Raw genomic sequence first — 15,772 nt, 5'->3', positions numbered from 1 at the left:
GGCTAAAAGCCAGCCTTAATTGATATAATGTTTTATTTTAAAGTTAATCTACCAATCCTTCAATTGCTACAACTTCATTGGTGTCTTTTTGATAATCTACTTTATCAATTTCGAAACCAAATAAGCTTAAGAAATCTGAACGATAACCAGCTAAATCGCCAATTGATGGCAATGTCTCTGTTGTTGCTTCTTCCCAAAGTTTTGCAACTTTAGCCTGAACATCTTCTCGCATTTCCCAATCATCGATTCTGATTCTTCCTTTTTCATCAACAGGAACATCACCACCTGTATATAGCCTTTCTGCGTATAAACGTTGAATTTGTTCGATCGTTCCTTCGTGAATGCCTTCTTCTTTCATTATTTTATATAATAAAGAAATGTACAAAGGGATTACTGGAATCGCAGAGCTTGCTTGTGTAACCAATGCTTTGTTAACCGAAACGTAAGCTTTACCGTTAATATCTTTTAATTTATCGGCAATGGTAAATGCTGTTGCTTCCAAATCATCTTTAGCACGGCCAATTGTTCCTTTACGGTAAACTGGTTCGGTTAAAGCTGGGCCAATGTAAGAATAAGCTACAGTTGTGGCACCTTCTGCCAATAGGTTTTCTGCTTTTAAAGCGTCGATCCACATTGTCCAATCTTCGCCACCCATAACGGCTATTGTATTTGCAATATCGTCTTCGTTTGCAGGCTCGATAGAAATTTCGGTCACATTACCTGTATGGAAATCGACAGTTTTGTTGGTATATGTTGATCCAATTGGTTTTAAAGTAGAGCGGTGTAAAACTTCAGTATCAGGGTGTTTTCTAACAGGAGAGGCCAAACTGTAAATTACTAAATCTACCTGACCTAAATCGGCCTTAATGGTTGCAAGGGTTTTTTCTTTAATCTCTTTCGAGAAAGCATCGCCGTTAATACTTTTTGCGTATAAACCAGCAGCATGTGCTTCTTTTTCGAAAGCTGCGCTATTGTACCAACCTGGAGATGCTGTTTTACCTTCAGAGGGTGCTTTTTCGAAGAAGACACCAATTGTAGATGCGCCAGAGCCATAAGCAGCCGTAATTCTTGATGCCAGACCGAAACCTGTTGATGCACCAATTACTAAAACTTTTTTAGGGCCGTTAATAGCGCCTTTAGATTTTACATATTCAATTTGGTTCTTTACGTTTTGAGCGCAACCATCTGGATGCGATGTTAAACAGATAAAGCCCCTCATTCTTGGTTCAATAATCATTTTGTTCTTTTTTACGTTTTGTAATTTTAAAACCGGAGCAAATTTTTACCGTTTAAATTAAACGAAATGCTCAAATCTTTAACGAAGATAAATTTTTAATCGCTTAACAGTAAATGAAATTTAAATAAAGCCAATTTAATATGCATTCAAAAAGTTGTTTGGCTTATAAATTATGTATTAATTTTAAGTTAAATATTAAGCTTTATCGAATTTCTGTTAATTTAGCAAACACAGATAATACCGGGTTAATTCTTTATGAAAAAAATATTATTGCTTGCTGCAGTTTTACTGATGGCATTCGGAAAGCTTTATGCACAAACCCAGCACCAAAATACGGGCTGGTTTTTATTTCTCAACAATACTAAATTTAACGAAAAATGGGGTTTGCAATTCGACCTGCAAATTCGATCTGCCGATGATTGGGACCATGTTAGAAACACTTTGGTACGGCCAGCATTACAATATTTTATTAATAAAAACAGTAACGTGGCTTTAGGATATTTGTGGCAAACTACACAAGTTAAACAGAGTGGGGCTGATGATTATATCTCTTTAAATGAGCATCGTATTTTTGAGCAATATATTTATAATCATAAAATCAGTTCAGTATTTGCAAGTCATCGCTTAAGAGTGGAGCAACGGTTTATTGAAAGAATTGCAAATGAAGACCTTTTTTCTCAACGCTTTCGTTATTTCTTCAGGTTGATCCAGCCTTTACAAAAAACACAGCCAACTTTTACAAAAGGTGCTTTTGTAGCATTACAGAATGAAGTTTTTCTTAACCTGCAAAATAAAAAGGAGCTAAATAATAGTGTTTTTGATCAGAATAGGGCTTATTTGGCTTTGGGTTATCGATTTTCTAAAAAGATGGATATAGAAGCGGGTTATATGAATCAAACCGTAAAGGGACTAGCAAATAACACGATTAATAATATCGTTCAATTGGCACTTTATACCAGATTCTAACCGGGTTTTAATGTTTCAAAGTCATTTTTTGTAACCCAAGTATTACAAAATGTTAAAGATGTTGTAAATGACAGGCCTTTTTGCTCAATTTGCCGCGTGAAAAAAATCTCGATATTATTTTTAGCGCTATTGTTTGGCAAGCGGATGCAAGCTCAAGAAGTTACAACATCTTCAACTGATATTACACCGACATCAAAAAGTTTATTCAACCCTGAACACAGAAGAAAAGACAGTCGTAAAGGTGATTTTTATTTTCATTGGGGCTATAACAGTTCCTGGTATGGTAAAAGTGATATCAGATTTCAAGGCCCTAATTATGATTTTACCTTGAAAGATGTGGTCGCACATGATCGTCAATCAAAGTTAAGCTGGCAATATTTAAATCCTGGGTTAATAACAGTTCCTCAATATAATATTCGTGTAGGTTATTTTATAAAAGATAATTACAGCATTTCGATTGGCTGGGATCACATGAAATATGTAATGGATATTCCGCAAACGGTGGCAATATCTGGTCATATTGGTACGAATATTTCTCACGATAATGCACCAACAGGAGCTTTGGCTGGTGATTATAATGGGCAAATGATTAACGTAAAAGAAAGTATGCTTACTTATGAACATACAGATGGTTTTAACTATGCGAATGTTGAAGTAGAACGATATGATGATATTTGGGTTGCACCAAGTGGAAATACTTCATTAACGCTAGAAACTGGCTTAGGTGGAGGGTTAATGGTTCCACGCTCAGATGTTCGTTTGTTTGGCCAGGGTAGAAACAATCACTTTAGTATTTCTGGTTATGGGGTTTCGGCTAAAATTGGTTTGAAATTTTATGTATGGAAAAATGTATACCTTCAAAATACCACCAAATTTGGCGCAACAAACTTAACTAATGTACACACCACAGGATGGGATGAGTTTGATAAAGCAAGCCAGAAAATAAATTATATAGAGAATTTAACGGTAATTGGTTTTCAGTTTTAAAGATTATTTAATCGTTTAGTCCCTTTGCACCAAGAATCTGTTGGATATATTTTTCCCATCTCAATGCTCTTGTTTTTGACTGTTTAGGTGCTGAGAAATAAATATTGTAAGCTCTTTAGCGGCCAGGTGTCAAGGCGTTGAAAGCGATTTTTAGATTAGGGACATCATTTAGTTTGGATTGAAATTCTTCGGGAATATTTAATTCTTCATCGACTATTGGGTTCATTGTTGGTATTCTGTTCTAGTTTTTCTAATTCGATAACGTATTTGATGAAAGCATTTGCTTTTACTTCCTTAATGGCTGCATATTTTTTTCGATCGTTATTTGCGTCCGCAGCAATACTAAATTTCAATTTTTGATAGCATTTTTTTGCACTGGTGTTTTTTCTTAACTGATCTCTAAAGAAAAGATGGTTATTCAATTCGTCACAATTTTGCTCACAAACGTACAAATGATGCATAATTTTATCTAAAACATCATCGCCTTCTAAATTACTTCTTTTAAAAACTTCTCTGCCTAAAATGCCCTGATCCCCGTGGTGTAAATAATCAACCAATGTTAATACCTCTTTAATGCTTTCAAAATGATGATTTGCTTGATAAACAATATCAATATCTATGATAGGTTTTGCAGCAAGCCCCTTAATCGATGTACTTCCAATGTGCTCGATAGCGATATTCAAATGATTAAGCTTATCAAATAACTTTTCACTTATTTCTTTAAAATGGTTTGGCCATTCGGGGTTATAGGTAACAACTAACACAATGTTCAGAATTTATTTGTATTCTTTTAATTTCGAGCGGAGTAAAGTTAATAATTCATCCTCTTCAATGTTCAGCACATTTACATCAATCCATAGTAAATCGGGTTTTGTTCTAAAAAACATTCCAATCTTATTCAAATAGTTTAGGTATGTATTTCGCTTGATGTAATTGTATTTATCTTGATTTATCGTTTCAATAAAAATCTGATTTTGGGTTCGGAAATACCCATTTTTAAAATTTATAATTTCTTTCCATTCTATAAAAACAGGTGTATTTTCAGTATTGTTTAAAATCCCATTTTCATCAATATTAACACCAGATACATCTTTTTTATAATGGAGGAAAGGTTTTGTTTTATGGAAAATTTAGATGTGGATTGAAATAAAAATCAAGAATATGCTGATTGGCTTATAAGAATTCGCAGAATATATTGTGACAAAAAATAAACCAATAATAAATGCTAGGTTAATTAGAATTCCCGTCACGAGCTTACTCTCACTAAATTTGATTTCGATCATATTTTTCATGCAGGATTAGCATTATATACTTATCACAATTAAGATAAGGTTATCATCGCTGTACTTAATACTTTTTTTTTGCATGTAGATTACTTATCAAGTAATCTTCTATGGTAATTTATTTGACCCAAATGATAAGCAAGGTGGGTTGTAAGGTGAACCAGAAAAAATTCTGTCGACGTTTTTTCTGCTAAAACGATTACAGGATATTCTTTTTCTATTTGTTCGATTGTTAGCAAATCTAAGGTAGCGTTAACAACAGTTAAGGTATCCTCAATTTTTTGGATAAGTTCTGCTCTTGGGATATTTTTTAATGAAAACTCAAGTTCTCGATTGCGGATGTAATTAGTGCCGCCTAAAGTAGCGCCAATATAAGTATTTAGGTTTCCAATTAAGTGTAAGCAAAGATTACCAGCAGAATTGGAAATGGCTTGATCTATAAACCAAATTTTTGATTCGGTTTTATACGCTGCTATTTCTGCTTTAAGTTTATTCAAATCTCTTTTAAAAAGTGATTTCAAAGTTTCTGTTAACATTATAGTTTTATTAGTATTTAAAATTAGCAATTTATATTTTGCTTAACCACAAAAAAAGCGTCCCGAATAAAATCGAAACGCTTTTTGATTCATTTGTGTGTTAATCTAAATTATATTTTGCGAACTTTTCCCGAGCCTACAACTGTTTTATCTACACTAGCGTTGCCCGAATAATTCACATTTCCTGAGCCACTGATTACGGCATCAATTTTTCTATCTGCTTTAATGTTTACTGTACCCGAGCCACTTACCTGAGTAGATAAATCGTTTACAGAAAAACCACGGCCAGCAAAAGTTCCAGAGCCGCTCAGTGTAATGCTTGCATCATCGGCTTTGCCTGCTATTGTCAAATTTCCTGAACCACTAATTACTCCAGTAAAATTATCAACATCGGCAGTCGCTTTAATACTTCCTGAACCACTTAACGTTGCAGATAAATCTTTCGAATTAACAGCACCATTTACAACCATACTGCCCGAACCACTCATGGTTAAGCTTTTAATAGATTTTGCAGTTACGTACGCCGTAATTTTTTTATTCTCGTATTTTTTCTCCCAACTTTTCCAGCTGTTTTGAGGACGGATAATTAATACATTCCCTTTTACTTCGGTAATTAAAGTTTCCAATGCCTCTGCGTCGCCCTCTAATCTGCAACTTTCGGTGTTACCCAAAGTAATAACAACATTAATTGGTCCGCCTGCTGCTACACCGTTAAAGTTTCTAACATCTCTATCGTCTGCTCTTTTAGATGAGCTAATGGTAATTTCAGTTTTAGCTATTGCGCTAAATGATGTTGTGAACAATAAAGCCACACATAAAATTGATAGTATTTTTTTCATAACTGTAGAATATTAGCGTTCTAATTTTCGAAAATTAAAACGGGTTAATTAGGTTTTCTTTATAAGACGATGGTTTTTTCGAAAAGTTGCATCACTTTGCAATTCTTGTTTATTTTTTTTAAAAATTGATCAAATAACCAGGCACGTACTTTATAAATACTAGCCTTTTTTTGTTTTGATATAGAAAAGTGGGTCGTTTTTAAAGTTTTCAGCAGTAATGCTCGAATCTACTTTTATTGTTTTCCAATTGTTTGTTGGTTTAATTAAAGTATACGAACCATCTTTAAGTGTAACCCTAACAGGCATGTCAAATCCTTTAACATCGGTAATCCAACGATAAGAAAGTTCGCCTTTGTTAACTTTGTATTCTAAAACAGGGATATTGGTGTGACGTAAATATTGGTCGAAAACTTTACTAAGGCTTAAACCACTTTGTTTGGTAATATAGTTTTCAATTTCTGCTGTCGTTACTGTTTTATGGTAAAAGGTTTTGCCTAATCCACGCAGTATCTCTCTAAATTTCTCGTCGTTATTAATTAGCTGGCGAATGGTATGAATTAAATTCGCACCTTTTGGATACATGTCACTAGAACCTTCTTTATTTACACCATAAGGGCCGATAATAGGAATATCATTCGCGATTATTTTTTGTAAACCAATAACATATTCATTTGCTGCTTGTTTATTTTCAGTACATTCAACATATAAAACTTCTGAGTAATTGGTAAATCCTTCGTGAATCCACATATCGGCAATGTCTTTAGCTGTGATGCTGTTTCCAAACCATTCATGACCGCTTTCGTGGATCGTAATAAAATCCCAGTTTAAACCATGTCCCGTTCCGCTTAAATCCCTACCCAAATAGCCTTTTTTAAATTGATTACCGTAGGCAACTGCGCTTTGATGTTCCATACCTAAATGAGGTGCCTGAACTAATTTATAACCATCTTTGTACCACGGATAGGAACCAAACCAATATTCAAAACATTTAATCATTGGTTTTACATCAGCATCCCAATGCGGGCGAGCTTTAGCGCTATCGGTTTGCAAAGCCCAAAAATCTAGGCTTAATTTTCCCGCCTCGCCATCATAACTATCTGTCCAGTGTGAATATTTACCAATGTAAAAAGTAACATCGTAATTATTTATTGGGTTACTTACTAACCAATTATATTGTTTATAGCCATTTGGCTGATCGACAACATTTAGTAATCTTCCATTGGATATTTCCTGTAAATCTTTTGGTATGCTGATGCTAATTTTCATGCTGTCAACTTCATCACTTTGGTGATCTTTATTTGGCCACCATGAGCTTGCTCCAAAACCCTGGCAGGCAACAGATACGAAAGGATTACCTGCTGAATCTTTTTTGAAAATGAATCCACCATCCCAAGGTGGGCGCTTTGCAATAACAGGATTGCCAGAATAGAAAACTGTAAATTTATCTTTATTTCCTTTTTTTATTGTTTTAGGGAAGCTTACAAAAACAGCATTGTATTCTCTTGTAAATGGTAAATCTGCGCCTTTGTAAACTACTTTTTCGACTTTTAAATTCGAAAATAAATCGAATTGTAGCTTGGTGAAATCCTGGGTTGCGGTGAAAGCAAATTCATTACTGCCACTAACTGATTTTTGATCGATGTCTATCCTAACATCTAAGTGGTAATAATTAATATCGTAACAGGTTCGTAGTGGTGTTAGGGTTCCCCGCAAGCTATCTGCTCGAGAATTAATCTGGTTTTTGCCTAGCATTTGAGCATTTGCACTTGATAGACAAAATGCAATGGCCAAAAGAGTAAGTAGTTTTTTCATTATGTTTTATTTAACATCAATGTGAGATAAGAAGCAATCTTATTATTTTAATTTATGAAATTTACCATTTTTAGATTGCTTCGTGCCTCGCAATGACCAGCGTCGAATGGACGGTTTTTTTATTTTATTACATCAACTTCTATAAAACTATCATTAAATATAGTTTGAGTTGCTTTTATGTAATCAGCTTCTGAAGCTTTATAAGGATTATCAACAAATTTTTGAGGATTACGTGCAAATAAAGGGAAAGCCGTGCTTTGAACCTGAATCATAATTCTGTGCCCTTTTTTAAAAGTGTGCAATACATCCTGTAATTTAAAATTAACATCTGTTTTTTGATTGGCAACCAAGGCTTCAGGTTTTTCGAAACTGTTGCGGAAACGGGCAGGCATAATTTCTGAACGTACCATTTGCCAGTAATTACTTAGTGTAATATTTTTATTTGGCATATAAGGATTGTTTGGTTCGTTAGCAGGGTAAACATCTATCAGTTTTACAATAAAATCCGCATCAGTGCCAGTTGTTGCAACTTTAAGGTGCGAAATAATTTCACCGCCCAGGGTGATGTCGTTATCTAAAATATCTGTTTGATAAACCAAAACATCAGGACGACGGCCAGCAAAGCGTTGGTCTTCGCTCATGTAGTTATGTGGTGTAAAGCCCAAAGTGGTGGTTAAATCTTCTGTGTAAGGAACAGGTTTTAAAGGATCACTAATATAATTTACCGAACCAGTTGAAGTTGGAGCAGTCATGGTTAATTTGCCATCAGCTCCAAGATATAATTTTTGCTTACTGGCTTTTTCTGTCGGCCACTTATCAAAAGTTTGCCAACCTTTTTTTCCCGTATCGTACATGTATGCTTCAGGTAAACCTGAGTTTTTATCGCCATTACCTTTTAAGAAGTGATTGAAAAACTTAGCTTCTATATTTTTTTGATAAAAAGTTGCAATGCTATCGCCAAAATAAACGTTGCTATGCATGGTATGGCCAGTTTCACGGCTCCATCGGCCATGACCAAATGGTCCCATTACAATGGTATTATAAGCATTTGGATTTTTCTTTTCGATTGTTTTGTAAATGTTTAACGGGCCAGATAAATCTTCTGCATCAAACCATCCTCCAACTACCATTATTGCTGGTTTAACTGTTCCGTAGTGTTTTAATAAACCACGTTTTTGCCAAAACTCATCATAATTTGGATGATTTACCGTTTCCTGCCAGTAAAAATTGTCTTTATAATACTTATCAGCATTGCTTAACGGGCCCAAATCTAAGGCGAACTGGTAACCATCTTTAGTGTTGGGCTTAATGGTTTGATTACTATACCATGCGCTGGTTTCAGGGCCTTTTTTCTGAACACCAAAAACTGGGAATGTAAAAAAGTAACTCTGAAGAAATGAACCATTGTGGTGAAAATCATCAAAGAAAAAATCCGAAATCGGAGCTTGAGGTGAGGATGCTTTTAAGGCTGGGTGATTACTTAAAATACCTGCCGCGGTATAAAAACCAGGGTACGAAATACCCCATTGGCCAACTTTGCCATTGTTATTAGCTACATTCTTTACTAACCAATCAATAGTGTCAAAAGTATCAGAACCTTCATCAACATCAGTTTTTGATTTTTTATTGTCGATAACTGGAGTCATGTTGGTAAAAGAACCTTCACTTTTATATCGGCCACGAACATCCTGCATAACCACTATATACCCTTCTTTCATCATCAATTCTGATGGGCCGAGCTTAGCGGGAAATTTATCTTCGCCATAAGGCGCAATGCTGTAGCAGGTTCGCTGCATAATCATTGGATATTTCTTATCCTTTGAGGCATCTTTTGGAGTGTAAATAGCGGTAAAAAGCTTTACGCCATCTCGCATGGTAATATAGATTTCTTTCTTTGTGAAATTTTCTTGCGGGAAGCTTGCATTATTTTGTGCAAAAGCCATTGAGGCTGAGCACACGAAAACCATTATAAGTTTAATATATTTCATTGTAGATTATTTTAGAACAGACACTGTTATGTAAGAACTATTTGAAGTATCGTGATAAATTTTATGTGTGGCTTTTTGGAAATCTGAAGGATCTGCCTGATAAATATCCATAAATTTTTGAGGATTTCGATCGGCTAATGGAAACCATGAATTCTGAATTTGGATCATAATTTTATGCCCCTTTTTAAAAGTATGGGCTACATCAGGTAAAGGGTAATTTACTTTTGTAATGGCGCCAGGTACAAAGGCTTCTGGTTTTTCGAAGCTGTTACGGTATTTGCCACGCATAATTTCGCCACGAACTAACATTTCGTAACCACCCATTATAAGATTCTTGGGGTTAGGAACAGGATTGGGCGCATCTTCTGGATAAACATCGATAAGTTTAACTACATAATCCGCATCAGTTCCAGTGGTAGAAACTACCAGATTAGCCAAAACTGGACCAGTTAAGGTAATGTCTTCTGTTAAGGCATCGGTTTGATAGGTTTTAACATCAGGGCGACGAGCTGCAAAACGCTGATCATCGATCATATATTCGCGGGTACGTTTCGATTGAATTCCATCTTGATAAGGAACAGGATTATTAGGGTCGCTTACATATTCATCCCAGCTATCTGTTCTACCAACTTTATCAAAACCAAGTTTTCCGTTAGGTTGTAAATACAAATTTTTGGTCTCCACATCTTTTGGCGGCCAGGTATCAAATTTTTTCCATTCGTTGCTTCCAGTTACAAAAATGTTAGCTTCGGCAGCGTTAAAATCGCCCTCGCCCTTTAAGTAATGTTTGAAAAATGGTAATTCGTATTGTTGTTGGTAATCGATACTAGTTGTTTTGCCGAATTGAATATCGCCGAAGTAAGAGCCATCGCTACGAACCCAACCACCATGAAACCAAGGGCCCGCCACTAAAATATTATTCGCACCTGGATTTTGTTTTTCTATTGCTTTGTAAGTGTCAAAAGTTCCGTAAGCATCTTCTGCATCGAAGAAACCGCCAACAACCATTACTGCAGGTTTAATATTTTTTAAATGTGGGGTAATTAATCTCGCTTTCCAGAAAGTATCCAAATTTGGATGTTTTACCAAATCATTCCAGAACTTAATGCTATCAGCAAAATACTTGTCTTTTAAGTTTTTAATCGAACCTGCTTCTAAATAGAAACGATAATTATCCTGAATTGGAAATTTAAAAGGTTTTGGACCTTTATCTGGCGTAATGGGTTTCGGACGAGGAACGCCAAAACTGCCCATAAAGCTAAAGGCATCCATTAAAAATAGTGTACCTCGGTGGTGGAAATCATCACCTAAAAACCAATCGGTAACTGGCGCTTGTGGCGAAACAGCTTTTAACGCGGGGTGCGAATTTGGTAAAGAAGTTGTGGAGTAAAAACCAGGATAAGAGATACCATAAATTCCAGCATTGCCATTATTATTTTTGATATTTTTAACCAACCAATCAATAGTATCGTAAGTATCGGTACTTTCATCAATATCCTTTTTACCTTTTTTCGATGTTTGCGGACGAATATCCGCAAATGTACCCTCGCTCATCCACCTCCCGCGAACATCCTGATAAACAAAAATAAAACCCTCACGCATCATTGCAGGGAAATTGCCCAGGCTAAGCTTGTATTTATCCTCCCCATAAGGAGCAACAGTGTAAGGTGTTCGGTTAATTAGAAAAGGAAATTTTTTGGATTGATTTTTGGGTATGTAAATGGAAGTGAATAGCTTAACGCCATCACGCATTGGTATTTGTCGTTCTATCTTTGTGTAATTCGCTCTAACATATGCCGAGTCGGATTGTTGAGCCAGCAATTCGTTAGAAATAAACATACAAATTAAGAAGCCGAAAATTTTGGTAAGGTTCATTTATAGTTTGATTTTAGGAATAAAATTTAAATATAGATGATTAGAAAAGGATTAAGAAAAAAGACCTCGTAAAACGTTTGTTAAGGATTGTTTTTCTAATCGTCATTCCATTATCAAAATTTAGTTAAATAATGTTAAGCGATAATCTTTTTATGATTTTCATCGTCATACTTACAATTGATTTAAACACAATAAAATGAAGAGGTTATTAAATAGAGGATTGGTTGTTTTTGCTGTAGCAGCGATAGTAACGACCTTAAGTGTAGATAGCGCTTTTGCTCAAAGACCAAGCAGAGGTGGCGGTGGTGGTGGCGGTCGTTCAAGTTCTGTTGGGCCATCAAGAGGTGGTGCTTCAAGACAGCCTTCTATGCAAGCACCATCTGGCAATAGAATTTCACAAGCGCCAAGTCGTGGAGGTAATTTATCTTTCGGTGGCAGGCCAGAGCGTCCAGGTTATCGTCCAAGTCCTGGCTATCGCCCAGGTAACAGACCTGGGGTAGGTTATAGGCCAAATTATGGTTATCGTCCAGGTTATGGTAACCGTTATGGCAGAGCATATTATGGCTATTATAATTATTACAGGCCATTTATCGGATTTCGTTTAAATGTTTTACCATTTGGGTATTATCCATTTTATTATGGCTCAGATCAATATTATTATTCTGGTGGATTATTTTATCGCCAGTACGAAAACAACTATCAGGTTGTAATTCCGCCAGTTGGAGCAGAAGTTCCAAACTTGCCAACTGAAGCCGAATTGGTAACTATCGATGGCGTAGATTACTACGAATATAAAGGTGTTTACTATACTCAAGGCACGAATAAAGATGGCAAAGCTGTTTATATAGTTGCTGGAAAAGATGGGGTTCTAAATACTACAGATGGCCCAGTTGATACACACCAAATTGGCGATATTATTAATGTTTTGCCTGATGGATGTAGGGAAGTAACCATCAAAAATGAAAAATATTATGTATCTCCAGATGATGTTTACTACGAAGAGGTGATAAACGGAAATACCACAAGTTACAGAGTAATAGGTAAACTGTTTTAAGTATAATTTCAAATAATTTTTTAGCCGTTTCAATATAACATTGAAACGGTTTTTTATTAATACAAAATCTATACTTTTACGAAATAAAATATATTGAATTGAAAAAAATACCAACTAAACTTTCCCTTCTATTTCTGATTACAATTTGTGTTTTAGCATCTTGCTCTACGGGTAAATTGGCCAAAACAAATCATAAAGAAACAACAATATCAGCTATAAAATTTTTGAATGAATATGTAATTTCATTAAACACATCCTTTCAAAATACTTTAGTTGGAGGTTTATCAGGCATTGATTATGATGCAAAATCGGATCAATATTATTTAATCAGCGACGACCCTTCGCAATTTAGTCCAGCCAGAATTTATACTGCAAAAATTAAGATTCTGGATAATAAAATTGATACGGTTCAGGTTGTTGGTGTTACCTTTTTAAAACAGGAGAATGGAAAAGAATATCCAAAATATGGTACTGATAAAACATTAAAACCTGATGGAGAATCTGCCCGATATAATCCAAAAACAAATCAAATAATTTGGAGTAGCGAGGGCGAAAGGTTATTTAAAAATGGTGATTCGATAATAGTACAACCAACATTAACTTTTATTTCGCCTGCCGGAGATTTCATTGATACTATTCCTTTACCAAAAGGGTTTCATTTTACAAAAGGAGAAAGTGGGCCAAGAAAAAATGCCTTGTTCGAAGGCTTAAGCTTTGCTGATAGTTACAAAACACTTTACGCAAGTTTAGAAGAACCACTTTATCAAGACGGGAGAAAGGCTTCTTATCAATTTGATGGCGCTTTAACCAGAATACTGAAATTTGATGTTGCAAGCAAAAAGAATACGGCTCAATATGCTTACAACTTGGGCGAACTTCCAGTTTTACCTACCGTAGATAGCGATTGGAATTTAAACGGGATTTCTGAAATTCTTGCCGTTAACAACCATACTTTACTCGTTGTGGAGCGTGCGTGGGCAAAAGGTAACGATGATCATACCTTTGTAAAACTTTATTTAGTCGATTTAAATGATGCAGAAAATGAGATTAACAATGCTTCGTTTTCTAAAAATCCACCAAAGCCATTGAAAAAGAAATTACTATTCGATTTCGATAGTTTGAATATGCATATCGATAATTTCGAAGGCGTAACTTTTGGCTCTAATTTGCCAAACGGACATAAAACCTTAATTTTCTGTGTCGATAATAACTTCGCCAAAAACCAAACACAACAGCTTTTTTTATTCGAGATAGAACCATAAGTTTAACATTAAAAGCGCATTAGAAAAATTAACCAGCAATACTTTTTCATTGTCAAATTGTTAATTTCTGTCTATTCTTTAAGCTTTTTAGCTTTCACCTTTCCGCCTTTTTTCCCTACATTTGAGCAATCAAAATTCTAAAGAAATTATGCAATACGATGTCGTTGTTATCGGTTCAGGACCGGGCGGTTATGTAGGCGCAATCCGTTGTGCTCAGTTAGGTTTAAAAACTGCAGTTGTCGAAAAATATAAAACTTTTGGAGGTACTTGCTTAAACGTAGGTTGTATTCCATCAAAAGCATTATTAGATTCTTCAGAGCACTTTCACAACGCTGCCCACACATTTACTACTCACGGTATCAACTTAAAAGATTTAAAAGTTGATATGAAACAAATGATCGCTCGTAAAGACGATGTTGTTGCGCAAAACACTGCTGGTATCACTTATTTATTTAAAAAAAATAAAATTGATTCTTTCGAGGGTGTTGGTTCATTTGTAGATAAAAACACGGTTTTAGTTACTAAGGCAGATGGTTCTACAGAAACTTTAACCGCTAAAAATGTAATCATTGCTACAGGTTCTAAACCAACTGCTTTACCATTTTTGCCAATCGATAAAAAACGCATCATTACTTCAACTGAAGCTTTAAACATTAAAGAAGTTCCTAAAACAATGGTTGTAATCGGTGGCGGTGTTATCGGTTTAGAATTAGGTTCTGTTTATGCTCGTTTAGGTACAAAAGTTTCTGTTGTAGAATTTTTACCATCTATTATCGGCACTATGGATGCTGGTTTAGGTAAAGAGCTTCAACGTGTTTTAAAGAAATCTTTAGGCATGGAGTTTTATATGGGGCACAAAGTTACTGGCGCTACCACAAAAGGTAAATTAGTAACGGTTACCGCTGAAAATCCTAAAGGTGAAACGATTTCTTTAGAAGCAGATTATTGCATTGTAGCAGTTGGTCGTACGGCTTACACTGATGGTTTAGGTTTGGATAAAATCGGAATTACAGTTGAAGAAAGAGGTAAAAAAATCCCAGTAAACGAACATTTAGAAACTTCGGTTAAAGGTGTTTATGCAATTGGTGATGTTATTACTGGTGCAATGTTGGCACACAAGGCTGAAGATGAAGGAACTTATGTTGCAGAATCGATCGCTGGACAAAAGCCTCACATTAATTATAATTTAATCCCAGGCGTAGTTTATACCTGGCCAGAAGTTGCTTCAGTTGGTTTAACCGAAGAGCAATTGAAGGAAAAAGGAACAAAATACAAAGCAGGTTCATTCCCATTCAAAGCAAGCGGTCGTGCTAAGGCAAGTATGGATACCGATGGTTTCGTTAAAGTTTTAGCTGATGCAGCAACCGATGAAGTTTTAGGTGTACATATGATTGGCCCACGTGCTGCAGATATGATTGCAGAAGCAGTTATTGCTATGGAATTCCGTGCTTCAGCAGAAGATATTGCACGTACTTGTCATGCTCACCCAACTTATACAGAGGCGTTAAAAGAAGCTGCTTTAGCTGCAACTGATAACAGAGCAATACATATTTAAGATAAATTTGTCTTGGTTTGTGTGCCCTCACGAACCAATTTAAAGTACAAAAGCCGATAAGAAATTGTCGGCTTTTTTTGTTAATTATTATTTCGGTCCCAGGAGAAATCTCAAATAAATATTTTTTTGGGCATGCCCCAATCCCGAAGAAATATCGGGAAAGGGTCGGGTTATCCGCTACAATCTTTTTTGCTGTCTTTCGACTACGCTCAAGATTACAGCAAAAAAGGATTTCCACTACTATCCCTCATGCAAAAACCAAATCCAATCCTTGCTTTTATTAATATGGTTTGTAATTCTTTGCCAATAATTATATATAAATGATAATTACATCTTTCTATTACCATTTCATTTGATGACCTTTGCAAAAACGAAACT

13 protein-coding genes are annotated in these 15,772 nt (G+C 35.4%); 5 read left to right on the top strand and 8 right to left on the bottom strand.

The window, feature by feature from the left end:
- Window positions 1-43 precede the first annotated feature (43 nt).
- The gene (gene fabV / locus ACZZZI_RS06470) at window positions 44-1,237 is read right to left on the bottom strand and encodes an enoyl-ACP reductase FabV (RefSeq protein WP_316764709.1); all 1,194 of its coding nucleotides are present in this window, start codon (window positions 1,235-1,237) and stop codon (window positions 44-46) included.
- Between the two features lie 255 nt (window positions 1,238-1,492).
- Here fabV and ACZZZI_RS06465 point away from each other — a divergent pair, with 255 nt between their 5' ends.
- Window positions 1,493-2,203, top strand: a complete 711-nt coding sequence (locus ACZZZI_RS06465; RefSeq protein ID WP_463488971.1) for a DUF2490 domain-containing protein — start codon at window positions 1,493-1,495, stop codon at window positions 2,201-2,203.
- Between the two features lie 96 nt (window positions 2,204-2,299).
- Window positions 2,300-3,190: a hypothetical protein gene (locus ACZZZI_RS06460; protein ID WP_463488970.1), complete on the top strand. Its 891-nt coding sequence runs from the start codon at window positions 2,300-2,302 to the stop codon at window positions 3,188-3,190.
- 206 nt (window positions 3,191-3,396) lie between these two features.
- On the opposite strand, the gene ACZZZI_RS06455 is transcribed toward ACZZZI_RS06460, so the two are convergent.
- From ACZZZI_RS06455 to ACZZZI_RS06425, 7 genes are all read right to left on the bottom strand, one after another.
- Window positions 3,397-3,954 (bottom strand): GrpB family protein, encoded by a 558-nt coding sequence (locus ACZZZI_RS06455; protein WP_463488969.1) that lies wholly within the window; start codon window positions 3,952-3,954, stop codon window positions 3,397-3,399.
- A gap of 12 nt (window positions 3,955-3,966) precedes the next feature.
- Window positions 3,967-4,092, bottom strand: coding sequence for a hypothetical protein (locus ACZZZI_RS06450; protein WP_463488968.1), 126 nt, complete (start codon window positions 4,090-4,092; stop codon window positions 3,967-3,969).
- A 470-nt stretch (window positions 4,093-4,562) separates the two neighbouring features.
- Complete coding sequence (locus ACZZZI_RS06445) at window positions 4,563-5,009, bottom strand: DUF1572 family protein (RefSeq protein ID WP_463488967.1); 447 nt, start codon at window positions 5,007-5,009, stop codon at window positions 4,563-4,565.
- A 110-nt stretch (window positions 5,010-5,119) separates the two neighbouring features.
- Window positions 5,120-5,848, bottom strand: a complete 729-nt coding sequence (locus ACZZZI_RS06440) for a head GIN domain-containing protein (protein ID WP_463488966.1) — start codon at window positions 5,846-5,848, stop codon at window positions 5,120-5,122.
- A gap of 159 nt (window positions 5,849-6,007) precedes the next feature.
- Window positions 6,008-7,660 carry a M1 family metallopeptidase gene (locus ACZZZI_RS06435; RefSeq protein WP_463488965.1) on the bottom strand — a complete coding sequence of 551 codons (1,653 nt, stop codon included), beginning with the start codon at window positions 7,658-7,660 and terminating at the stop codon, window positions 6,008-6,010.
- A gap of 119 nt (window positions 7,661-7,779) precedes the next feature.
- Complete coding sequence (locus ACZZZI_RS06430) at window positions 7,780-9,648, bottom strand: CocE/NonD family hydrolase (protein ID WP_463488964.1); 1,869 nt, start codon at window positions 9,646-9,648, stop codon at window positions 7,780-7,782.
- A gap of 6 nt (window positions 9,649-9,654) precedes the next feature.
- Complete coding sequence (locus ACZZZI_RS06425) at window positions 9,655-11,523, bottom strand: CocE/NonD family hydrolase (RefSeq protein ID WP_463488963.1); 1,869 nt, start codon at window positions 11,521-11,523, stop codon at window positions 9,655-9,657.
- 196 nt (window positions 11,524-11,719) lie between these two features.
- Between ACZZZI_RS06425 and ACZZZI_RS06420 the strand changes: the two genes are divergently transcribed.
- The 3 genes from ACZZZI_RS06420 (at window position 11,720) to lpdA (ending at window position 15,394) form a co-directional block, all read left to right on the top strand.
- Window positions 11,720-12,577 (top strand): DUF6515 family protein, encoded by an 858-nt coding sequence (locus tag ACZZZI_RS06420; protein WP_316764685.1) that lies wholly within the window; start codon window positions 11,720-11,722, stop codon window positions 12,575-12,577.
- Window positions 12,578-12,675: 98 nt separating this feature from the next.
- Window positions 12,676-13,839, top strand: coding sequence for an esterase-like activity of phytase family protein (locus tag ACZZZI_RS06415; protein ID WP_463488962.1), 1,164 nt, complete (start codon window positions 12,676-12,678; stop codon window positions 13,837-13,839).
- A gap of 148 nt (window positions 13,840-13,987) precedes the next feature.
- On the top strand, window positions 13,988-15,394 hold the full coding sequence (gene lpdA / locus ACZZZI_RS06410; protein WP_463488961.1) for a dihydrolipoyl dehydrogenase: 1,407 nt from the start codon (window positions 13,988-13,990) through the stop codon (window positions 15,392-15,394).
- Window positions 15,395-15,772: the final 378 nt, after the last annotated feature.

The organism is Pedobacter sp. AC190, assembly GCF_979258025.1.
Note: the sequence above shows the minus strand (reverse complement) of the source record. Positions and strands in the feature narration are given on the sequence as shown.